Source organism: Calothrix sp. FACHB-168 (assembly GCF_963889195.1).
Lineage (GTDB): Bacteria > Cyanobacteriota > Cyanobacteriia > Cyanobacteriales > Nostocaceae > Aulosira > Aulosira anomala_A.
Window position 1 is genome coordinate 42,357 of the sequence record NZ_CAWPNJ010000013.1, and the last position, 22,973, is coordinate 65,329.

The following is a 22,973-nucleotide window of genomic DNA, read 5'->3' on the forward strand; positions in this document are numbered from 1 at the left end:
CCAGGTAATCGCAGGCATCAATTTTGGTGATTTTACGTCACTTTTAACCAGGATTCGCCAACGAAAATGAAATTATTTTTTCTTTTGGCGCTAATGTAGCGGTGTAACTTTAAGCCACCTTTACAAATTTTGTGGGTTCTACTGCAATCAGTCCAATAGACTAATAAATTGCATATTTTCCACTATCAATGCTTGCCATTATTGCCCTTAAGTTATAGGGTTTACCCTAATATTACTCTGAGGCTTTAGACAGCATGAGATTTGAATATGGTCATACAGGCATACACCCTTTTGGCCTGCTAGTAGAGACGTAAAATTTCTTGTCTCTACATTACGAGATCAACAAAGCAGTAGTAGCCGCGCTTATACGGCTCTTGATACTGGTTTTGTTCCTGCGTAATTTTATATTAAATACTAGCATGGACTAATAATAGCAAAATAGTTGTTTTATTTATAATTAAACTTACTGGTAAATTTTTATGGAAATCTCTTAGCTCCAGGAATTAAAAAACGATGAGGATTTTTCTTGCGCTTGATTGGGGTTATGAGGATTGTAGCCGTGGTTTTCTCAAAATTACTTTAATTTAGACTGTGAGTTTTGACAAGTGAGTTTATCTCAGATTTCCTTGATTGTGAAGACACAAAAAGTTATGAGGATGTCCCTCCCTATTATTAGACAACCGACAAAAAGCAGGCAGAGGATTCTTTTCGTCTGTCTAGGGGAAGATTAGTTTTTCTCCATCTGTCTATTGCATTATTGCCACTACTAGATGTTGATTATGGCTGTCACAGTTATAAATCTACAAAAAGTTCGCAATTCATAACCTTTTGAGCTATCTATACTCTCAGGTCGTGACTGCTGTTGACATTAAGATGTAGTGCTACCCTCAGGTAGATTTCCTTTGTTAATTTTTGCTAGGACGGTAATTTACACAAGTCCATCTGTGGCTAATCATTTCTCACCTATACTGCCAAACAGGTCAATAAAATGTAAAGCAGTAATAATTTTTTTGATGTAGGCTCAAGAGAACTAGACAAATATTACCTGCCTGACCTAAAAAACGAAAATCTTAATGGTTATCCTCAAACTAGTAGCACTCTCAAGTAAGTCAAAAGTCACTGATTCACAAGTCAAAAGACTTTGATTCTCGGCTCTAGTCAGGTTTTAAATGGTGGGCTGATTGACGTGCTTGCTGTAGTGGTAGTTCTGTGTCTGATGCAAAATATCTTGCGGAAAACTAAGCTATAGGTAGCTGCAAAATTGATCATACTTTGGGATCGCTCAGTATCAGGGCAAAGACAAAAACTTATATTTTAGTATTTTGAGGTATTTGTAGGGATGACTCGATTGCTGGGGTACTGTACTAGAATCAGTAGGTCTTTAATCATCAGCCTATTAACATCTAGTTCTTATCCAGGGCAACAAGAGTATAGCCGATTTTTCACAGTCACCTGTCTGTAGTTGAAGTTGCTCAGGTAGGTAGGAGAATTTAAAAATTTTGGTTGGTAATATATGGAAGTTCTGTTTAAGGTTATTCGCCAGCAACACAATTCGTCTCCTGTTTTACAAACTTACCTTTTAGAGGTAGAACCAGGCAATACCATATTGGATTGTCTCAATCGGATTAAATGGGAGCAAGATGGCACTTTAGCGTATCGCAAAAATTGTCGCAATACAATTTGTGGTAGCTGTGCGATGCGAATTAATGGACGCTCGGCTTTAGCTTGTAAGGAAAATGTTGGCAGTGAAATTAGCAGATTACAAAAAATGCGATCGCCTGCGTCTGCTGACAATACCATTCCCGAAATCACGATCGCTCCTCTGGGAAATATGCCAGTCATTAAGGATTTAGTCGTGGATATGAGCAGCTTCTGGAACAATTTAGAAGCGGTGACGCCTTATGTCAGCACAGCAGCGCGACAAGTTCCCGAAAGAGAATTTTTACAAACTCCCCAAGAGCGATCGCTACTCGACCAAACGGGTAATTGTATTATGTGTGGCGCTTGCTACTCAGAATGCAATGCACGGGAAGTTAACTCAGATTTTGTCGGCCCCCATGCACTCGCCAAAGCTTACCGAATGGTAGCTGACTCCCGCGACCAAGACACCGAAAATCGCCTAGAAAATTACAACGAAGGGACTAAAGGAGTGTGGGGTTGTACCCGTTGTTTGTACTGTGATTCTGTCTGTCCAATGGAAGTAGCACCACTGGAACAAATTACAAAAATTAAACAAGAAATTCTCACTCGCAAGCAAGCCAGCGATGGGCGCTCAATTCGTCACCGAAAAGTGTTAGTAGAACTTGTCAAAGAAGGCGGCTGGATCGATGAACGTAAATTTGGTTTACATGTTGTCGGCAATTATTTTCGCGATCTGCGCGGATTACTGAGTTTGGCCCCTTTAGGTTTAAGAATGATCGCCAAAGGAAAATTCCCACTTTCCTTTGAATCTTCTGAAGGTACACAACAAGTGCGATCGCTCATTGAAGCTGTGCAGGAAACTGTAGACGCTAGGGGCTAGGAAGATAAAGCAGGGGGCAGGGGGCAGGGGGACAAGGAATTTTAGATTTTAAATTTTAGATTTTAGATTCAAACCCAATCCAAAATCGCAAATCCGTCTTGAAAAGTTCAGATCGCCGGAAGCCGGCGCTCCGACTTTTCGCAAAATCCAAAATTGAATTGCCCAATGCCCAATGCCCATTTACAATTGACTCCCTCACCTTGGATCTTGAGGGACATTAATCGGTTGTCCAAATCGGTTATACACAAAAATATCCCATTGCCCATTATTAGTAGTTTCAAAAGCAATTCTGGTACCATCAGCGCTAATCGTGGGATTGCGGACTTCTGCTTGCAGATTCGCAGTTAAATTCCGCGATTGGCGTGTTTCGCGATCGTAGAGGATTATAGCCGATCGCCCTTGTCGGCTGGCGGCAAAAACTAGATAACGCCCGTCTTCAGATACGCTAGGATGAGATGCGATCGTATCTAAGGAATTTAAACCAGGTAAATCAACTAAATTACCAGTTATGCGATCGAATAAGTAAACATCTTGGCTACCCCGTCTGTCACTAGTAAAAACAATATATCTGCCAGCCATTTGCGGGTTTGATTCAGAGGCTAAACTGTTAAGGCTGCGCCCACCTGGATCGAAAGGGTAACTCAAAAGGCGGGGATAGCCAAAACACCCAGTCAATAAACTTGAGCAGGCAATTACAGATATAAAAATAGATTTTTTCATATAGCAGTCATTAGTCATTAGTAAATCTTGACATACTCCCCAGCCTTCAGGCATGGGGATTCTGGGGTCAAACAGCAATTGCTGGCGTAGCCAGTCTGACATCACCTAACCCAACAGTCGATGCCCCGACTGCACAAATATTACGACTGGCGTTTTCATCTCTTCCATTAATTGACTGACAGGAAGGACAACGCCATTCTCTCAGGGACAAATCTAAACTCTCTAGAAGGTGCCGACAACTAGAACAAGTTTTGCTACTGGGATACCATTGGTCGATGAAAACAACCCTCTTTTTCTTGTTTTTGGCAACCCATTCTAGAATTTGAAGAAACTCACCAAAACCCAAATCTGATATCTTCCTACCCCAAAGCCGTTGCATTCCTTTGAGGTTTAGCGTTTCAAAACAGAGAATATCAAACTTGTCTGTTAACTCATGGGCTAACTTCCAAAACCAGTCCCGCCGACGATGAGAAATATCCTCATATTTGCGGACTAAATTCTTCCTTGCTCGTTCTCTATTTGATGAGCCTTTTAACTTTTGAGAATGCTGCTTGCTGGCTTTTTTAATAGCATTGAGCGACTGCTGGAAAAATAGGGGAGATTCAATTGTGGAGCCGTCCGAGCAAGTGAGGAATGTCTTTAACCCAAAGTCAAAGCCAGCGATTTTACCTGTCTTAACTTCAACTTCTGGGTTGCTACAATCGTCAACGACCAAAACCATAAATAATTCACCCAATGGGGTGCGTTTAATAGTTAGGGTTTTGACTGTTCCCTCAATCTCTCTCGACCGACAAAATTGATAAACACGCAGGCCAATTTTTACGCTGTTCCCACCCAAAAACTTATAACCTGCTTGCTTGAGGGTGAAAGATTTGTACTTCTTAACCTTCTTAAACCCCGGTGATCTTACTCCTGTTTTGTTGTGCTTAAAAAATAACTGGTAGGCTTTTTCGATGCGTTGACAAATATCTTGTACTGCCTGAGAGCCTACCGATTGCCACAGAGAATTACGCTTTCTCAATTTGGCAATATGTGACTGAAGTTTTGCGCTCCGTAAATGCTTGCCAAACATCCGATAGTACCGTTTATGTAGGGCAATGCAATGGTTATAAATCACCCCAGCAGCGTTAATTGTGCGTTTGAGATGTTTATTGTGCTTGTGTTGGTAGAGCTTAAACTTCAGTGTCTTCATGCTAATATTGTACTGCAATAATAAGTACAGAACAATGCCTAAAGTTCCTTTGACAATAAGAATTGAAGAATCAGAGATGAAGATTCTTAAAGCGTTTTGCGACCAAACTGGAAGAACTCAAACAGACGTTCTGAGGGAAGCGATCAGGAAGCTCAAGATAAAGCCGTGCTAGAAGCACGGGGCTTTAGACCCAGTTTCTTGGTAAATAGTCTAGTAACTAATAACTCATATTTTTTCTAAAGTAAGCCAATAAAAATCAACCAAACTAGCTTAAGAAAGCTTAATAAAATTGAAATCCTTACCAATGACAAATGACCAATGACCAATGACCACACATTACCTATGGTGCTGTAGGTGGTGGAGCGACAGTGGCACCATTAGGAATATCTAACTCAATATTTGGCCCCCGGTCGAGAACTTCAATGTCCCACTGACCACGGCTAGCGGTTTCAAATACTATGTAACGCCCGTCTGGGCTGATTCCTGGTTTTCTCACCCAGCCGCGATAAATTGGCGTCATAATTTGTGACTGTTGGGTAGCGCGATCGTAAAGGGCTACAACAGGTCTTCCTTGGTCGCTAGTTAAATAAGCAATGTAACGTCCTGTATAGCTCAGGCTAGGACTTTCAGCAATAGTTTCCGGTCTATTTAAGCCTGGAGTCTGTATAAAACTTTGCCTTTCTAAGTCGTAGATTAAAATTTGGTGACTGCCATTGCGATTAGAAACAAATCCTAAAAAGCGCCCATTGCCACTCAAACTTGGTTGCTCTTCTGTGTAGCGACTGTTGAGGGAAGTAGGGCCAATTGGTATGTTACCGGAACTGCAAGATCCAAGCACAGTTGCCAAGCTAAAAACTAGGCTCCAATGAATCGGTCTTTGGAGCCAAAATACTGGTGTAACTTTTTTCACCTCACCTTATTTCCATCGCCCCTGACAGTTTTAAATATCATCAAAATTGTTGGAATCATCAGAATTTACATCTGGTCGTTCCAGAGGTTTATATTCTACGTAATCAGTTGGTATCGCCTCATCATCATTACGTTCTCTGCGTGAAGATGAATCGCTAGCTGGACGGCGTCTCCTCGGTCTGGGGGTGACATCCTCATCACGGGGTTCGGAACGCTGTGGTCGGTTATTTGGACGACGAGAAGGTTTTCTGACTTCTGATTCCGAACTGTCCCAATCATCAACTTCTCTCGAAGCCGAACCCCAGTCTTCTTGTTCCAAACTATCTGCAGGACGGCTCACAGAACGCCCAGAATTACGGCGTCGGCTTCTATCCCCTGAGTCTTGTTTGTCACTACTACTAGGACGTTCAGAACGTCGGGGAGATGAATCTGTGTAGTAATCATCACGCGAGGAACGCTCTTCTCTGCTAGCTCTAATTCGGGGACGTACAGGACGTTCTTCTTCCTCATAAGGTAGGGGATCTAAATCATCATCCACCTCAGCTTGATACCCTTGTCTTCGCCGCCTGTCATAAGTATATTTATTGCTAACCTCTCGCTCTTCATCCACAATTGGGGTATTGCGCTTGGCTTGTTGAGTCGCAATACTACGCAAGCGAATACTTTCGACGGCAAAAAATACAGTTGTACCCACTAAAAGTAACTGACCAAATTGCAAAATTGGGTCTAGTCGCCAACCTTGGAAAATTAAAATAAAGCCGCAAAGTAAGCCTACTGCTGCAAAAAATATATCTTGATCTCGAGACAGCTCAGGACGCACAGTCCGCAAAAAATACAGTGCTGCCCCAGACACAGCCAGGAAAATTCCTAGAATACTGGCTGAGTTTGTCCCAAAATTTACTTGAGCCAGAATACTGACTGAGTTCAGCCCAAAATTTATCATTGATCTATATCCCAATATCAAATCTATGTTAGCGAGTCACAATTAAAATCACTACTCTAATTAGGCACAATAATATTTAAGCTTCAAAGCATCAGGTAAAGAAGCTTTGAAGCTATTCACCACAAGCTAAACAATTTTGTGTCTGTCAGCTAAGTATACCCTGTCTCCTGTAAGAGAAATTGCTGTGTACGCTGCAATTAGGTATATAGCTAACAGACCAGCAGTTATCAGAGTCAAACTGACTCCTGCCAAGATTATGAACGTTGGATTTTATCTTTTTGGCTAATGAAAATCAAACCAACTGTCGCTGGAATAACGACAATCACAGCACCCCAAAACAGACTCCAAAGAAAATTTGCTAAAGCAGGTGTCATAGTTCTCAACCATTTTTTACATACTTCATCATAATTCTAATGGTGTATCAGTTCCTTGAGAAGGCACTAGATCGTGAGATACAACACAACCAGTCCCCTGGTAAATGATGAACTGAACGCTCGCATATATTTACTTCCATGCTTCAGAGGAAGTGGCAGCATTTGGTTAAAATTATAGAGAGTGCTTTACAATGCTTAAAATTTTTCCAATCTCGCCCAGGTTTTTTCTGCGTTCACAGATAGTACTTCAAACCAATGACCGGTGTTAACCTAATTACTTGGATTCTCAATCCTTTATTGGGATTGATGATATTTTTGTTCATTTTTCGCATCATTCTCACTTGGTATCCGCAAGTGGATCTAAATCGGTTCCCCACTAATCTTGTAGCTTGGCCTACCGAACCCTTTTTAGCCTTGTTGCGAAAGCTAGTACCACCCATCGGTGGAGTAGATATTACCCCGATTATTTGGGTCGGGATTTTCAGTTTGCTACGAGAAATTCTCCTTGGTCAGCAAGGATTACTTACCATGATGTCGCGTTTAAGTTAGGAATTGGGCATGGGGCATGGGGCATGGGGCATTGAGGATTTGTTTTACTTTTCCCCTAGTCCCTTATCCCTAGCCCCTAGCTCCTTAGCTTTTTAACTCTTGCACAAAATTAGTGTAAATATTACCTTGCAAGAACTGTGGGGTTTCCATAATTCTTTGATGAAAGCCAATAGTGGTAGGCAATCCGGTGATAGCACACTCCCGTAAGGCGCGTTTCATGCGGTTAATGGCGGTAGGTCGGTCGGGGCCCCAGACAATTAACTTACCAATGAGAGAGTCGTAGTAAGGGGGGATTTGGTAATCGGTGTAAACATGGGAATCGATGCGCACGCCCGGGCCACCAGGTGGAAGATAGCCGCTAATACGTCCGGGAGAAGGACGGAAATCGTGATCCGGGTCTTCGGCGTTAATTCGGCATTCAATTGCATGACCTTGTAACACTACTTGGTCTTGAGTCAGCTTAAGTCTTTCTCCTTGAGCGATGCGAATTTGTTCGGCAACCAAATCTACTCCTGTAATCATCTCTGTTACAGGATGCTCAACTTGAATCCGGGTATTCATTTCCATGAAGTAGAATTTACCCGATTTATCTAAAAGAAATTCAATAGTGCCTGCCCCAGTATAGTTAATATACTGGGCAGCTTTGATCGCTGCTTGTCCCATTTTCTCCCGCAGTTCGGGGTCAATAGCAGGGCTAGGAGCTTCTTCCAACAGCTTTTGATTGCGTCGCTGAATTGAGCAGTCGCGTTCGCCTAAATGAATGACGTTGCCGTAATTATCTGCCAAAATTTGAAATTCAATATGGCGTGGACGCTCAATAAATTTTTCTATATAAACGCCAGAGTTGCCAAAGGCTGCACCAGCTTCTCCTTGTGCGGCGAGGAAAAGTTTCACGAAGTCGCTTTCACAAGTTACTAGGCGCATACCCCGGCCGCCACCACCTGCTGTGGCTTTGATCATAACCGGATAGCCAATTTCTTTGGCTAGTGCTAATCCTTCTTGCTCAGATTCTACTAAACCATCACTACCCGGTACTGTAGGTACACCAGCTTTTTGCATGGTTTCTTTGGCTGTGGATTTGTCACCCATTAAGCGGATAGCTTCGGGGGTGGGGCCAATAAAGGCAATATGATGGTCGGCACATATTTCGGCAAACCGGGCATTTTCAGCTAGGAAGCCATATCCAGGATGAATGGCGGTGGCATTCCGGGTTAAGGCGGCAGCAATAATGTTGGGAATGTTCAAATAACTTTTACTGCTGGCAGGTTCGCCAATACAAACCGCTTCATCGGCAAGTTGTACATGTAGCGCATTACGGTCAACAGTGGAGTGAACAGCAACTGTTGCAATTCCCATTTCCTCACAGGCTCGGAGAATACGAAGGGCGATTTCTCCCCGATTGGCAATTAATATTTTGTCAAACTTCATTTTTTAGCTTCGATATCTGTACCAGTAGATTGACATTCTCTCCCATTCAACTTGCAACAATGCTTTCCGCCTTATTTCAAATTATGACAGGAGATTCCCCAACCTCTTCCCAAAAAGGTGCATAAACCCTCAGAGTAGTTTCCCCAAGGGCAGGATTTGGCTGAGACCGCCTACGGGGTTTAACTAGATTAACAATATTGCTACTGTTAGTCTCTTGCATTTACCTGAACTAGGTTTGTGCAAGCTTACCCTGCATCCCACGTTGGCTTACCTTTTTTAATATCTCTCGTGATGTGACTATATTTCTGTCCATCTGATATCCACTAACAGAAAATTTATGCTATATTCTATGTTCAGTGATAAAACCGTGCGGATGTGGCGGAATTGGTATACGCGCACGCTTGAGGTGCGTGTGGCTTTGCCTTGCGAGTTCGAGTCTCGCCATCCGCATTTTTAGTGCATAGTCAAAAGTCAAAGGTCAATAGTCAAGGGTGAAAAACCGGAGGCTATTGGCTTTTGTTGTTGGGCATTGGTCATTGGTCATTGGTCATTTGTCATTGGTTTTGACTATGGACTCTTGACTCTGGACTATTGACTATTGAGAAGCCTATTATAGAAATAGATGAACTTTTGTAAAGAACATTGACTGCAATCTTTAAACCGACAGACAACTTAACATTGCCAGCAGCATGGCATCGTCTGACTCCGATTTGGCAAGGTGGTGAGGATGTCATTAAGCAAAGTTTACCGCACTCAAAGCTGGCTCCTACTTGGCAAATGCTACTTTTGGGTGATGGTTCGCCAACACGCCATTTAGAATTGCTCACGGGCGAGCCGACGGAAGTAGATGTGATTGATATGTCATTGATTGGTATGGATGCGGATGCTGCTCCCGATTTGATTCAAGCTGTACCTGGCCCGAGGTTGCGGCGACAGGTTTGGCTGCGGACTGCTTCTGGTCAGCGATTGGCTTATGCTACTTCTTGGTGGGAAGCTAGTCATGTAGATGAGTATTTGCAAAACCGTTCATTACCGATTTGGGCTAGTTTAGCGCGGCTGCGGACTGAGTTGTATCGGGATGTACAGGGGATTTATTATGGCTATTCGCCTGCTTTAGAGTCTGGTTTTGGGGTGAAGGGGCCTTTTTGGGGTCGCCATTATTTGTTTTGGCATCACGGACAGCCTTTGACATTAATATATGAAGTTTTTTCGCCTTATTTAACTAAGTACTTAGGGCCGATGCAGCTCAATTCTAGCGATCGCTAATAACCTACAATTACACCTATCAGGTTTTTCTGGAAAGGTCTACTACTGTTTCTCAGATACTAGGTTGGGTTGAGGAACGAAACCCAACCTACATAGATACAACCAACTACGGTGTGAGAAAATCTAAATGGTCGCCTGGTAAGGAACGTAACTCTTCTACTTTTCCTTCCATTTTCAATTTTCCCTTTTCTAAGAAAATAATCCAGTCAGCACGCTCAATCACTCTGGGACGGTGGCTGATAATAATTGTAGTTTTGCCTGTTCTGTAAAATAGCAGTCTATCTAAAATTTCTGATTCACTACTGGGGTCAAGTCCGGCTGTAGATTCATCTAAAATGAGTATGGGTGGATTATGAACTATGGCGCGTGCTAGTGCTAGTCTTTGTCTTTGTCCACCAGAAATATTAGCGCCAAATTCTCCTAAAACTGTTTGATATGTGTCGGGTAATTTACTAATAAATTCATCAGCGAGGGTAATTTGACAGGCGTTGACAATTTCTTCAAAACTGACATTTGGCGAACCTAAACGGAAGTTTTCAATAATTGATCGACTCCAAAAATGAGCATCTTGGGGGACTAGAACTACTTGTTGTCGTAATGATTCTAAAGATAAATCTTGCTGGTTATAAATGCCATAGCGGATATTGCCAGATTGTACTGTATGTAAACCTGCAATTAATTTGGCTAAGGTACTTTTACCACAACCTGATTTACCAATTAAGGCAATAACTTTACCACCAGGAATGGTGACGGAAAAATCTTCTAATAAGTCTATTCTACCAGCATAATAAAAGCTTAATTGGCTACAAATAATATCTGTATTATCGGGAATGTTTGCCCAAGGTTTCTGTGTATCTAAAGAAGCTTCAGGGGTACTGTCTATTACTTCTTGAATGCGGCTATGAGCAGTTTGTACTTGAGCAAATTCATCGACAACATCGATAATAAAACTAAATAAGCCAGTGACATTACCAGTCAGGCTAGAAAACGCCAGTAATTGACCTATAGTTAATTCTTTACTAATGACAAGTTGACTACCGAATAATAATAGAACTGTACTGCCAATATTAGCAACGAGTCCAGAAAATTTTTGGTTAATAATTTCAATTTGGATGGTTGTTAAAGATAATTTAGTCAACCGCGTAAATCGGCTTTGTAATTCTTCCCAAAACTGTGCCGCACTCGTAGTAGTTTTCAGGGTTAATGCACCTTTAAAAATTTCTACTAACACACCTTGATTTTCAGCATCTAAAACCATATATTTACGGGTTTTTTGTTGCACAATAGGTAGAAACACAATTGTACTGATGCTCATTAAAAAAACAATTATTAAAGAAAATAATGCTAATTTCCAACTGTAATAAAACATTAAACACAAGCAGACTATAGCCATAAATAATTTGGTGGGAAAGCCAATTACTGCTTGGGCGATAAAACTATTAATTTTTTCAATATCTCTGACTCTGCTCGATACTTCGCCACTACGACGGGCTTCATAGTATTTCAAAGGTAAATTTAAGATTTTTTGCCCAAATTCTAACATCAGCTTTAACTGTAAGCGTTGAGCAAAATTAGCAATCAGCATATTTTGCACTAACTCTAAGCTACTGTTAACAATGTGCATCACAATTACTGCTAATACTACAGATATTAGCAAATCGGAATCGCGGCGGACTAACACATCATCCGTGAGAATCTGTACCAGGAAAGGAGAGGCTAAAGACAGTAAGCCGATTAATTGGGAAATTACCAAGGCTTCTATAATCACACCTCGGTGTGGCAAAATACCCTGAATCAACTTTTCAAAAGTATTAACTTTGTCATCGGGTTCTGCAAAAAAACGATTTGCATCCGGTTGGAGTAATAACACGACTCCATTTTGCCAACCCTCAATTAGTTCCTGCTGAGACAGATAACGAATACCTATTGCGGGATCGCCAATAATATATTGTTTACCACGCTGTCCATACAAAACTACCCAATGATATCCTTGCCAATGGATAATCGCAGGTAGTGGCATTTTTGAGAGATTTTTGAGAAAATTTTCTGATGCTTTGCCAGTTCGAGTATAAAGACCTAAAGCTTCTGTACCACGTCTTAAACCTAGCAAAGTAGTTCCCAGTTGACCGCTACCTATAGCTTCGCGGATACGGTTTATAGTTAAGTTACGTCCATAAAATTTGAGAATAGACGCAACACAAGCTGCACCACAGTCTTCTTCACTGTGCTGCATTATAACTGGGTATTTCTTCATAGTTAAGATTTAGTTTTTATGTGGCGATTGATCCTAAAAATTAAATGATTATATAGCTGTTATATTTAATACTGGAATTTTTCATTTCAAGTTTTTAACTTGAGTGTAGTTGATATAGATAGCAGCAAAATAAAAACACTCAACAGACAGCTTTTTTCACTAGCTCAACGAATGCAATAAACTTTCTTGTATAACCGTAGCCGCGTTTTTTGGAAGTAGATTTTAATGAATTTTGATTAATAAATTTTTATTTTTAATATGTAAGAATCCAAAACCTAAACTAGTTAAGACATCAGCTGGCTGTAAATATTAGCTAAAAATATAGCTTTTACAACCAGCTAATGCTATTGTATGCATAAGCCATTAGATTAATAAGGCGATATAGAGTGCGGCTATCCCTATTAGCCGCGTCTCTTCCTCAAGCTTATACAATCCATTTTCAATTACACCCAAGGGACTATTGGGACTGGCAAATCACAAAACATCCAAATTATTTTTTGTGGGATGGAATTTTTGTCTTTCCAAGGTAAGAATAAGACAAGATTCTTGCACCACAAAGTTAGATGATTGATTGTTGCTATATCCTTGCCTTGATTAATGGTGAGGATGGGGAGGCACGTAAGGTTTATGTACTGGGGGTTGGGGTGCTGGATGCCATTTCAACCATTTCTTCTTCAAAAGCAAACCCAGTAACAAGAAAGTACCACCAGAAATTGTTGCTTGATTTTCATCAGACAATTCAGAAAGGCAGCTTTCGTCGATAGACAGCAATTTGTTTTCAGAGTCGATCATCATGATAAACTTCCTAACTTTGGAATTTTAATTTTGATGTTGATGAGCCTTTAAACATTTTTATTAATTACAGATTTTAGAAAATTTATCTGCAAATAAACAAAAATGTTTGTATAACATAAATTGCAAAAAGATTAAGCCAAAATGGCTATTTTTTTGAGCAATTACTGTTATTTCGTAAGCTCATGGCTATAAAACTACAGCATCTTCAAAAAAAAGTACAGTCTTTTTGAAGTTTTTAAATACCATGCTTTTAAGTAATAATTTAAGCATGATTTATTCAGCGATCATCGGCAGTCAACAATAAATATATATAGCGTTAATAATTGATTATTAAAGGATTCCGCAGGTTTGAATATTTATCTTTTCACTAGTGATATTTCAATTATCTAATGTTTGTTTTTATACATAGAAACACGTTTATTTGTTGTAAAAATAAAATATGAAATTTAATAAATTTTTGCCAACGATAAAAAAATATCCAGAATAATATATTTTTTGCTTATAGAAAAATAACGATTTGCAAAGAAGAAATAATCTAAAGTTGTGATATGGAAATATGGGATTTTATTTGCAGGTACTTGAGTACTACAAATTAAGTGTGTGTAAAAATTTTGTTTATTTTTTTTAACTTATTGACTATATGATTAAATAACAAGTAGGCTGTACGACCATCACTTTTTGATGCAATAGTAGAAAAAGTTTGCTAGATGGTTAGTCAAGAAAATAAATTTTGTTCCATATTTTTTAACCTATTGACTATATGCTTAAATAACAAAGAGGCTGTACCAGCCATCATTTTTTGATGCAATAGCAGAGAAATGCTGTTTAATAGTTATTAAAAAAATAAATTTTCATATCAAAATATATGATTAGAGTTTTGCTGGTTGATGACCAACAAGCTGTGAGAGATTACTTAAGATCGTTGATTGAGAAAGAAACAGATCTTGAAGTAGTTGGTGTAGCAGATAATGGAAAGACTGCTATTACCAAAGTCGCTAATTTACAGCCGGATGTAGTGATTATCGATATGGTAATGCCGGAGATGGATGGCATTAATGCAACAAAGATTATTAGTGAAAGATTTCCTAAAACAAAAGTTTTGGTATTAAGTGGTTATGACAAGCATCAATATATTCAGGCATCGTTAAATGCGGGAGCAAGTGGTTATATACTCAAAGATGCATCGCCAGAAGAACTGAGAGATTCGATTCGTTTGGTTGAAAAAGGCTATACACAGTTAGCACCTGGGTTAATTAGTAAAATTATTCCGCAACAGCCAATATCGGATGGAGAAATTGTTAGTATTCAAAAAGTTTCGGATGTTCAGAGTTCAGGAATAATTCTCCAAGAAAATACTCCTACTTTCTTGGATGTAATTCAAACAGAGGAACTTTTACCGAATACAACTCGTTGGGTAGAAGTAGGAGGGCTGTTTTTAATTGCAACTGTTGTCACAGGGGTAATTTTATCTGCGGTTATTCAATATAAAGTAGTTGTGAAAGCACCTGCAAATGTGCGTCCGGCGGGAGAAATACGTTTAGTACAAGCAGCACAAGAAGGAACTGTGAAAAGGATTCTTGTGCAAGAGAATCAAGTGGTGAAAGCACAAGATATTATTGCCGTTATTGATGATAGCCAACTACAAATTAAAAAAAGTCAGTTGTTAGGTAATATTCAGCAGAATGAGATGCAACTGATGCAACTCGATGGTCAAATTCGGGCTGTGGATAGACAAATAGTAGCAGAAACAGAGCGCAACCAAAGAGCGATCGCATCGGCGACAGCAGATTTGCAACGCACCCAAAGAGAACATCAGCAAACTACTGTATCAAGTAGCGGACAACTAGAAGAAGTTAAGGCGAATATTAAAATTGCTCAGGATGAATTACAAAAAGCCGAATTTGATTTTAAATCAATGCAAGCGAATTTGAAAGCCACAGAAGCAGCCTGGAAAGCGGCGAAACTAAAACGCGATCGCTATTTGAGTATTGCGACATCTGGCTCAATTTCTAAAAATCAATTGGAAGAGGTGGAATTAGAATTAGAGCAGCAACAACAATCTTTATTATCACAAAAAGCAAGTTTAGAAGCTCAAAAGCAAGTTATTGAAAGACAACAACAAGCTGTAGCAGCAGCTACGAGTAAATATAAACCAGCAGCCGCAGCAACTAATCCTAGTGATGCTATTCTGGCAATGGCACAAGAAAAAATTGCCCAAGAACGAGCCGCAGGTGCAGGAAGTTTGGCACGATTGAAGCAAGAAGAAAACAGTTTGAACCAGCGAAAACTGGAAATTCAAAATACAATTAACAGTGCAAAAAAAGACTTAGGACAAATAGAAAAACAACTGCAATTAACAGTAATTCGTTCTCCCGAAACAGGAACTATTTTGAAGTTAGAACTGCGAAATCCGCAGCAATTAGTCCGCCCAGGCGAAGCGATCGCGCAAATCGCTCCTTCTGAGGCTCCTTTGGTAGTCAAAGCTAATGTCAACGTCAAGGATATTAGCAAAGTAAAAGTTTGTAAATCGCCAAAAGTTGCTGATTGCCAAGAAGGTAAAGTGCAAATGCGAATTTCTGCTTATCCTTATCCAGATTATGGGATATTGCACGGTGCTGTGAGGAGTATTAGTGGGGATGTGATTGAACCTCAAAATAATGCTAGCGCTGCAACTGAAGCATATTATGAGGTGACTATTGAACCAGAAAAACTTTATTTAAAAAAAGGCGATCGCTCTTATCCTATTCAACCAGGAATGGAAGTAACGGCGGAAATTATTTCCCAAAAAGAAACTTTATTAACATTTATTCTGCGGAAAGCGCGGCTGCTGACTAATTTATAGTTGAGTGTTGATTGTTGACTGGTGACGGTTGACGGTTGACGGTTGACTATATGAAAAATTATCTAGTATCAGTGAGAAGACTGCTGCGATCGCAACTCTTATTGAATGTCAGTCCCGCATCCGCGCCTATTGTGGCTGTGTGGGACTTGTTTTTTTTACAGCAAAAAGTCTCTCTATAGTTGCTCTTAAGCCTGTTTTCATTAGAATACATCGATTTTTTATCGCGCACTCATGACATAGTAGACGCCATTGACTTGCAGCTTTGTCAAGTTAGTTATATCCTCAAATTGCTGAAGATAACGGATTTACCTGAAAAAAATTTTAACTTTGTCCGGTGAAATACACTAAAGTGTGTTAACGAAGGTGATTTACGACAAATACAAAACTGGTGCAATAGTTGGGAAATGAGAGGCTCGCAGGAGCAAGATTGTTAAGGGTGGATAAATTAATCTATATAATTAACTGCCCGATCAGATGGGAAACCTTTTGGTTTACTTGATCAATCAAGTAATGAATTCGTAAGTATGAGGTATAGGTTTTAATGCCACTGCCTATTGTGTCTGTTCCGATAAAGAAAACCAAGAAACCGTCTTTGCTGCTGATACTGTCTTGTGCTTGGATATTGATAGGCTTAGGAACTGCTGCATACTGGCTATTAACTCGGTTTCAACTATTGTCTCGAGATTTGCCAGTAGGTGCCACAATTATTCCTCAAGATGCCCTATTGACGGTTTCTTTAACTACAGATCCAAAACAATGGCAGCAATTGCGACAGTATGGCACAAAAGAAACCCAAGCAGAACTGGATCGGAATTTGGTGAAGCTGCGCGATCGCTTTCTCACGAATAATGGTTATGATTTCCAAAAAGATATTCAACCTTGGGTAGGTAATGAAGTCACTTTAGCAATTCTCGCACCCAAAGCTAGTCAACCTGCACCTAAACCAGTTTCGACTAACGCAGAGGCTGTTAATAGCCAGCAGTCGATGGTGATGGTTTTGCCAATCAAAAACCCAGAAAAGGCGAAAAGCCTGTTAGCACAACCGAAAACTTTAAAACAAAGTCAATGGATTGACCGCACATATCAGGGTTTTACAATTAAACAAACTGATGGTCAAACTGGGGAAAACCTTTCCGCTACAGTATTAAATGGACAATTCCTAATTATTACTGATAATCCCAAAGCTACAGAAAGAGCAATTGATGCTTATAAAAATAAAACTTCCTTAGCTAATACAGCAGGATTTGCGGCAAATTTGCCAAAAATTGCTAATTATCAGCCTTTTGCTCAATTTTATATTAATGTACCCACAGCTGCGAGGATAGCCGCAGCAGCACCTAATCGTCAATTACCTGCGCAAGTTTTGGCGCAATTGCAAAATAATCAAGGCTTGGCAGGGACAATTAACTTAGAACCAGAAGGAATACGTTTAAAAGGCGTTTCTTGGCTAAATCCGAATAGTCAGCGAGTGCTAGCAGTGGAAAATAATGCCGGGAGAATGCAAAGCCTAGTCCCTGCTGAAACCTTAATGATGCTTTCTGGTGGGAATTTACAAAGGTTGTGGGATGACTATGAAAGAACATCGCGAGGAAATCCCCAATCGCCAATTATTCCCGAACAATTACGAGGTGGTGTGAAATCCTTGACAACGCTGGATTTGGATCGGGATTTGCTGCGGTGGATGAAAGGCGAGTTTTCTTTATCGGTAATTCCCAACACCCCAAAAGATGTGGCGACAGCAGATTTTCGGGCTGGATTGCTGTTTATGGTACAGGCAAGCGATCGCAATTTAGCGGAAGCATCCATCAAACAGCTTGATGAAGTGATGAAAAATCAATATCAGTTTCAAATTAAACCCGCTACGGTTGCAGGTAAACCCGTTACCAACTGGGTTGCGCCTTATGGTACCTTAACGGCTACTCACGGTTGGTTAGATGGAGACATTGCTTTTTTAATCGTGGGTGCGCCAATTGCCGATAAAATCGTTCCCAAGCCTAGCATTACTTTAGCTAGCACCATACCTTTTAAACAAACAGTACCGACAGAACCCAATCCCACAAACGGTCAATTTTTCTTGGATGTGGAACAGACAGCAAAAAATTTCCCCTTACCGACTTTATTTCCTCGTCAACAAACTTGGTTAGCTGCTACCCGTTCGATTGGTGTAACAACGGCTGTCAGCGATAATCGCAGCACCCGCTATGATATATTTTTCGCCCTGAAGAAAGCGGATCGTTCTTAGGAAGGGGTACAAGGAATTTTAGATTTTAAATTTTAGATTTTAGATTCAAACCCAATCCAAAATCGCAAATCCGTCTTGAAAAGTTCAGATCGCCGGAAGCCGGCGCTCCGACTTTTCGCAAAATCCAAAATTGAATTGCCCAATGCCCAATGCCCAATGCCCAATGCCCAATATAACCGCTAACCAGATAGGATCAGAACAGTCAGAATAAAAATTTAAAGAATGACTGGGGAGAACACTTTATGAATCTGGTTGTACTCCAGAACTGGCTGGATAATGCTTCCTTTGCTGTCTTATTCCTCACCATGCTGGTGTATTGGGTAGGGGCGGCTTTTCCGAATCTGCCGGCCTTTGCTGCTTTGGGGACAGCTGGAATGGCGATCGCTAATTTGTGTATAGCTACCTTATTAGGGGCGCGATGGATCGAAGCTGGCTATTTTCCCCTGAGTAATTTGTATGAATCGCTGTTTTTCTTGACTTGGGGGATTACGACAATTCATTTGATTGCCGAAAATTCTAGTCGCAGTCGCTTGGTGGGTGTGGTGACTGCGCCTGTGGCGATGGGGATTACAGCTTTTGCGGCTTTAACATTACCATCGCAAATGCAAGTGTCAGAACCTTTGGTACCGGCACTCAAGTCTAACTGGCTGATGATGCATGTTAGCGTGATGATGTTAAGTTACGCTACTTTGATGGTTGGTTCTTTGTTAGCGATCGCATTTTTGATTGTCACTCGCGGTCAAAATATCCAACTTCAAGGCAGTTCTGTTGGTACTGGTGGCTATCGTAGCAATGGTTATAAGTTACGCAAGGCAGGTGAATTAGTTACAGAACCACAAGTACCTGTGGCGGAAAATAATGGTTTTGTGCGCTATGAAAGCAATAGCAATGGTAATGGTAAAACCGCAGTTTTAGATTTAGTCACTGCGCCTCAATCAGAAACTATTACATCTGCTGAACCTCTTTCACCTCAGCGTCTCAATTTAGCTGAAACTTTAGATAACATTAGTTATCGCATTATTGGTTTGGGATTTCCTTTATTAACAATTGGAATTATTGCCGGTGCGGTTTGGGCTAATGAAGCTTGGGGTTCTTATTGGAGTTGGGACCCGAAAGAAACTTGGGCATTAATTACTTGGTTATTTTTCGCGGCTTATCTTCATGCGAGAATTACTCGTGGTTGGCAAGGTCGTCGTCCGGCAATTTTAGCGGCGAGTGGTTTGGTGGTAATTTGGATTTGCTATTTGGGTGTGAATCTTTTAGGTAAGGGTTTACATTCTTACGGTTGGTTTTTCTAAGGAATTTATCCCTTTCTCTGGTAGCGGAGAAGGGGATGATTTATTTTTTTAACGCAGAGTATCGCGGAGGAAGCGCAAAGTAACGCAGAGTTTTGAGGAGATTAGATTCTGTATTTAGTTGTTAATTAATATGGTTCAAATTCCAGTTCAGAAATTAAGTTTTGCGGATTTTTTAGAACAGTATCCTGATGGTTCTGGAATTTATGAATTGGTAAATGGAGAGATTATCAAAGTTGAACCGACTAGGGCGCATAAGAATGTAGCAAGATTTATTATGTTGGGCTTTAATGATGAAATTAGGCGCTTAAATCTTGACTATATTGCTGATAAAGATGTGGTTGTGAGAACATTTTCTAGTACGGGGGAAGAACAAGGTAGAAATCCTGATGTGGGTGTAGTTAAAGCATCTCAGTGGAATAGTAATGTGTTAGCTTATGGGGCGTTAATTGAGCCGATTCAACTGGCTGTGGAAGTGACTTCAACTAATTGGGATGATGATTATATTGATAAATTAGATGAGTATCAACGCCTTGGTATTCTTGAATATTGGATTGTGGATTATTTAGCGTAGACGCAAAGCGGCTTGTCGATAGACATCGCGTCTCGTGCTTATCTGGGTAATCCTAAATTACCTACGGTGTTTGTACATCAGTTAATTGATGGGCAATATCAAGTGCAGAAATTTACAAGTAATGACAGGATTATTTCTGCTACTTGCCCAGATTTACAAATTACTGTTAAACAAATTGTAGCTGCAAGTCAGATCCAAAAACTTTAATTATAACTGTTGACTGTTGACTGTTGACTGTTGACTGGCTAGAAAGTATTTATTGTCAGGGTTTTATCTTAGCTTAATGTCCTAATCTATCTGGCTACAGCTATATTATTTTATAATAAACTACAAATTTACCACTTTAAATAAGCAGCTTCAATTCCCTGTTCACGCTTAATTTTACTATCTTTTTCAAACCAAGCAATTACTTGTGCTGTAGTTAAATCTTCTATAGTCACACCATATTCTTGGGCAATATGTGTTAAAAGCTTCAGGGATGAAATTGTCAATCTTGTTAAAAATTTTTCCGAGGAAGATAACAAAGCCGCGTCTACTTTTGCAGACTCTTCTAAACTTAAAAATTGTTCTGATGGAGAATTTGTCATTGGTCAATAGTCAATAGTCATTTATCATTTGTTAGTCGCTTTCTTGTCCCCCTTCTCACCCCTAGCCCCTAGCCCCTAGTCCCTAGTCTCTAGCTTGGACTAAGTATCCACAACGATGCTCACCATTGATAATCCAGTGGGTGCGCTCGACTGTACAATCGGGGAGGACTGCGGCAAACATTTCTAATTCATGACCGCAAACGCTGGGGAAGGATTCGGCAACATTAGAAATAGCACATTTATGCTCGATGAAGAGAAAGCGATCGCTCTTTTTGGAATCATCGGACTCTACAGCATGATACTCTGCCATGAAGCCTTCTGCTTTTCTAAACTCTACTAAGTTGGCGACTCGTTCTTTGAGGGAACCGTTACCGAGGCGATCGCGATATTCTTGGGCTTTGCGTTCCCATTGTTTTTGTAAAATGGTTTTAACTTGGTCTTTACCTACGGTTTCTGCTAAAGTATCCAGCAGGGAAACAGCAAAATTTCCGTAACTATCACCCAAGCGATCGCTATCTTGACGATACAGGCGATCGCGTCCTCTAGAACTCAGTTGATATACATGCTGCGGTCTCCCCATCCCCGCTTGTACCATTGTTGAATATAAAATTAACTCTTCCGCCTCTAAATCTTTAAGATGGCGGCGAATCGCCTGGGGGCTAATATCCAACACTTCGGCTAGCTCAAAAGCGGTGGCTTGTGAGTGTTTCAGGAGATACTCTAAAATATCTTGCTTCGTTGAGGACTGGTGGGTAGTCGTCATCTTCTCTGCTAGACGCTGCGCGAACGTCCCAAAAAATTTATTTGAAAATTTGACTTTAACAACATTGTTGTTGTTAATCTAGCGTAAAATGAAGATAAGTTAAACAACAAGGATGTTGTTTTAGTCTTCATCCTTATTCTAACAGCCGTGTAACCACTCTGTAACCCCAGATGGGAATCGGCTACAAAACCAAGCCCGTCTCCCATCCTGAAGAGAGATTCCAACGAACACGAGAGATTACTACCGATGAGCGCCACTGTCAAAACCTTAGTCAACCAACCTTACAAGTACGGCTTTGTCACTGATATTGAGGCCGACACTATTCCGCGTGGACTAAACGAGGACGTTATCCGCTTGATCTCCGCCAAGAAGAACGAGCCGGAATTCATGCTGGAGTTTCGCCTCAGAGCGTATCGCCAGTGGCTGAAAATGACAGAACCAACTTGGCCTAATGTCAAGTATCCCCCCATAGATTATCAGGATATCATCTACTATTCCGCGCCGAAACAGAAAAAACAAAAGCTGGAAAGTTTGGATGAGGTAGATCCCACTTTACTAGAAACCTTTGAAAAGCTAGGTATTCCCCTAACTGAACAAAAGCGTCTAGCAAACGTTGCTGTTGATGCAATTTTTGATAGCGTTTCCGTCGCCACCACATTCAAGGAAAAGCTAGCTAAAGATGGCGTAATTTTCTGTTCGATTTCTGAAGCACTGCGGGAACATCCAGAACTGATCAAAAAATATCTGGGTAGTGTTGTTCCGGTAGCTGATAATTATTTTGCGGCTTTGAATGCTGCTGTATTTAGCGATGGTTCTTTTGTCTATATTCCTAAAGGCGTAAAATGCCCAATGGAACTGTCTACCTACTTCCGCATCAACTCTGGTGATACGGGACAATTTGAGCGCACGTTGATTGTGGCTGAAGAAGGTAGCTATGTTTCTTACCTGGAAGGTTGTACTGCGCCAATGTATGACAGCAACCAACTCCATGCGGCGGTTGTGGAATTGGTAGCTTTAGATAACGCGGAAATTAAATATTCCACAGTGCAAAACTGGTACGCTGGTGATGCTAACGGTAAAGGTGGAATTTATAACTTTGTTACCAAGCGCGGTTTATGTCAGGGTGTGAATTCTAAGATTTCCTGGACGCAAGTAGAAACAGGTTCAGCGATTACTTGGAAGTATCCTAGCTGCGTGTTGGTGGGTGATAATTCTGTGGGTGAATTTTACTCGGTGGCGCTGACAAATAATATGCAGCAAGCTGACACCGGGACTAAGATGATTCATGTTGGTAAAAATACTCGCAGTACAATTATTTCTAAGGGTATCTCTGCTGGTAACTCTAGTAACAGCTATCGCGGTTTGGTAAAAGTTAATCCGAAAGCTGAAGGCGCGAGAAACTATTCCCAGTGCGACTCGATGCTGATTGGCGATAATGCTCATGCCAATACTTTCCCTTATATTCAGGTACAAAATAATACAGCGAAGGTGGAGCATGAGGCTTCGACTTCTAAGATTGGCGAGGATCAGTTATTCTACTTTGCGCAACGAGGTATTTCTGCGGAAGACGCTGTTTCGATGATGATTAGCGGCTTCTGTAAGGATGTGTTTAATCAGTTACCGATGGAATTTGCGGTGGAAGCTGATAAGTTATTGAGCCTGAAGTTAGAAGGTTCTGTTGGGTAAGATTTAAATCGCAGATTCACACGGATAAATTTG

At 40.6% G+C, this 22,973-nt stretch carries 20 protein-coding genes and 1 tRNA gene; 11 read left to right on the plus strand and 10 right to left on the minus strand.

What is annotated here, in order from left to right; genetic code table 11:
- Positions 1 to 1,513 precede the first annotated feature (1,513 nt).
- Positions 1,514 to 2,521, plus strand: a complete 1,008-nt coding sequence (locus AACW45_RS06670) for a succinate dehydrogenase/fumarate reductase iron-sulfur subunit (protein ID WP_190632304.1) — start codon at positions 1,514 to 1,516, stop codon at positions 2,519 to 2,521.
- A 195-nt stretch (positions 2,522 to 2,716) separates the two neighbouring features.
- Here AACW45_RS06670 and AACW45_RS06675 read toward each other — a convergent pair whose 3' ends face one another.
- Both AACW45_RS06675 and AACW45_RS06680 read right to left on the minus strand, forming a co-directional pair.
- Positions 2,717 to 3,241 (minus strand): TolB family protein, encoded by a 525-nt coding sequence (locus tag AACW45_RS06675; RefSeq protein ID WP_096644567.1) that lies wholly within the window; start codon positions 3,239 to 3,241, stop codon positions 2,717 to 2,719.
- 67 nt (positions 3,242 to 3,308) lie between these two features.
- A complete protein-coding gene (locus AACW45_RS06680) occupies positions 3,309 to 4,433 on the minus strand; it encodes an RNA-guided endonuclease InsQ/TnpB family protein (protein ID WP_190632305.1) in 1,125 nt (374 codons plus the stop codon).
- Between the two features lie 34 nt (positions 4,434 to 4,467).
- On the opposite strand from AACW45_RS06680, the gene AACW45_RS06685 reads away from it, so the two are divergent.
- Positions 4,468 to 4,605, plus strand: a complete 138-nt coding sequence (locus AACW45_RS06685) for a ribbon-helix-helix domain-containing protein (protein WP_190632306.1) — start codon at positions 4,468 to 4,470, stop codon at positions 4,603 to 4,605.
- 168 nt (positions 4,606 to 4,773) lie between these two features.
- Here AACW45_RS06685 and AACW45_RS06690 read toward each other — a convergent pair whose 3' ends face one another.
- The 3 genes from AACW45_RS06690 to psbX all read right to left on the minus strand — a co-directional run bounded on the left by AACW45_RS06690 (position 4,774) and on the right by psbX (position 6,659).
- A complete protein-coding gene (locus tag AACW45_RS06690; RefSeq protein ID WP_190632307.1) occupies positions 4,774 to 5,343 on the minus strand; it encodes a TolB family protein in 570 nt (189 codons plus the stop codon).
- Positions 5,344 to 5,373: 30 nt separating this feature from the next.
- Positions 5,374 to 6,285: a Ycf66 family protein gene (locus tag AACW45_RS06695; protein ID WP_190632308.1), complete on the minus strand. Its 912-nt coding sequence runs from the start codon at positions 6,283 to 6,285 to the stop codon at positions 5,374 to 5,376.
- Between the two features lie 254 nt (positions 6,286 to 6,539).
- The gene (psbX, locus tag AACW45_RS06700) at positions 6,540 to 6,659 is read right to left on the minus strand and encodes a photosystem II reaction center X protein (protein WP_086681980.1); all 120 of its coding nucleotides are present in this window, start codon (positions 6,657 to 6,659) and stop codon (positions 6,540 to 6,542) included.
- 255 nt (positions 6,660 to 6,914) lie between these two features.
- Between psbX and AACW45_RS06705 the strand changes: the two genes are divergently transcribed.
- Positions 6,915 to 7,208, plus strand: a complete 294-nt coding sequence (locus AACW45_RS06705; RefSeq protein WP_190632309.1) for a YggT family protein — start codon at positions 6,915 to 6,917, stop codon at positions 7,206 to 7,208.
- 84 nt (positions 7,209 to 7,292) lie between these two features.
- Here AACW45_RS06705 and accC read toward each other — a convergent pair whose 3' ends face one another.
- Entirely contained in the window at positions 7,293 to 8,636 is a 1,344-nt protein-coding gene (accC, locus tag AACW45_RS06710; protein ID WP_190632310.1) for an acetyl-CoA carboxylase biotin carboxylase subunit, read from the minus strand.
- 369 nt (positions 8,637 to 9,005) lie between these two features.
- Here accC and AACW45_RS06715 point away from each other — a divergent pair.
- Both AACW45_RS06715 and AACW45_RS06720 read left to right on the plus strand, forming a co-directional pair.
- Positions 9,006 to 9,086, plus strand: a tRNA-Leu gene (locus tag AACW45_RS06715).
- A gap of 192 nt (positions 9,087 to 9,278) precedes the next feature.
- Positions 9,279 to 9,902: a chorismate lyase gene (locus tag AACW45_RS06720; protein WP_190540638.1), complete on the plus strand. Its 624-nt coding sequence runs from the start codon at positions 9,279 to 9,281 to the stop codon at positions 9,900 to 9,902.
- A 106-nt stretch (positions 9,903 to 10,008) separates the two neighbouring features.
- On the opposite strand, the gene AACW45_RS06725 is transcribed toward AACW45_RS06720, so the two are convergent.
- Complete coding sequence (locus tag AACW45_RS06725; RefSeq protein ID WP_190632311.1) at positions 10,009 to 12,156, minus strand: peptidase domain-containing ABC transporter; 2,148 nt, start codon at positions 12,154 to 12,156, stop codon at positions 10,009 to 10,011.
- A gap of 594 nt (positions 12,157 to 12,750) precedes the next feature.
- Positions 12,751 to 12,951: a hypothetical protein gene (locus tag AACW45_RS06730; RefSeq protein ID WP_190632312.1), complete on the minus strand. Its 201-nt coding sequence runs from the start codon at positions 12,949 to 12,951 to the stop codon at positions 12,751 to 12,753.
- An 865-nt stretch (positions 12,952 to 13,816) separates the two neighbouring features.
- On the opposite strand from AACW45_RS06730, the gene AACW45_RS06735 reads away from it, so the two are divergent.
- From AACW45_RS06735 to AACW45_RS06755, 5 genes are all read left to right on the plus strand, one after another.
- Positions 13,817 to 15,793: a response regulator gene (locus AACW45_RS06735; protein WP_190632313.1), complete on the plus strand. Its 1,977-nt coding sequence runs from the start codon at positions 13,817 to 13,819 to the stop codon at positions 15,791 to 15,793.
- Positions 15,794 to 16,334: 541 nt separating this feature from the next.
- Positions 16,335 to 18,035 carry a DUF3352 domain-containing protein gene (locus tag AACW45_RS06740; protein ID WP_190632314.1) on the plus strand — a complete coding sequence of 567 codons (1,701 nt, stop codon included), beginning with the start codon at positions 16,335 to 16,337 and terminating at the stop codon, positions 18,033 to 18,035.
- A 242-nt stretch (positions 18,036 to 18,277) separates the two neighbouring features.
- Complete coding sequence (gene ccsB / locus AACW45_RS06745; protein ID WP_190632315.1) at positions 18,278 to 19,333, plus strand: c-type cytochrome biogenesis protein CcsB; 1,056 nt, start codon at positions 18,278 to 18,280, stop codon at positions 19,331 to 19,333.
- A gap of 130 nt (positions 19,334 to 19,463) precedes the next feature.
- The gene (locus AACW45_RS06750; protein ID WP_306415003.1) at positions 19,464 to 19,904 is read left to right on the plus strand and encodes a Uma2 family endonuclease; all 441 of its coding nucleotides are present in this window, start codon (positions 19,464 to 19,466) and stop codon (positions 19,902 to 19,904) included.
- A gap of 12 nt (positions 19,905 to 19,916) precedes the next feature.
- Positions 19,917 to 20,111, plus strand: a complete 195-nt coding sequence (locus AACW45_RS06755; RefSeq protein ID WP_306415004.1) for a hypothetical protein — start codon at positions 19,917 to 19,919, stop codon at positions 20,109 to 20,111.
- A 128-nt stretch (positions 20,112 to 20,239) separates the two neighbouring features.
- On the opposite strand, the gene AACW45_RS06760 is transcribed toward AACW45_RS06755, so the two are convergent.
- Together AACW45_RS06760 and sufR are read right to left on the minus strand one after the other, a co-directional pair.
- Positions 20,240 to 20,491, minus strand: coding sequence for a hypothetical protein (locus AACW45_RS06760; RefSeq protein ID WP_096644579.1), 252 nt, complete (start codon positions 20,489 to 20,491; stop codon positions 20,240 to 20,242).
- Positions 20,492 to 20,573: 82 nt separating this feature from the next.
- On the minus strand, positions 20,574 to 21,254 hold the full coding sequence (gene sufR, locus AACW45_RS06765; RefSeq protein ID WP_190632316.1) for an iron-sulfur cluster biosynthesis transcriptional regulator SufR: 681 nt from the start codon (positions 21,252 to 21,254) through the stop codon (positions 20,574 to 20,576).
- A gap of 246 nt (positions 21,255 to 21,500) precedes the next feature.
- Between sufR and sufB the strand changes: the two genes are divergently transcribed.
- Complete coding sequence (sufB, locus tag AACW45_RS06770) at positions 21,501 to 22,940, plus strand: Fe-S cluster assembly protein SufB (RefSeq protein WP_190632317.1); 1,440 nt, start codon at positions 21,501 to 21,503, stop codon at positions 22,938 to 22,940.
- Positions 22,941 to 22,973 lie beyond the last annotated feature (33 nt).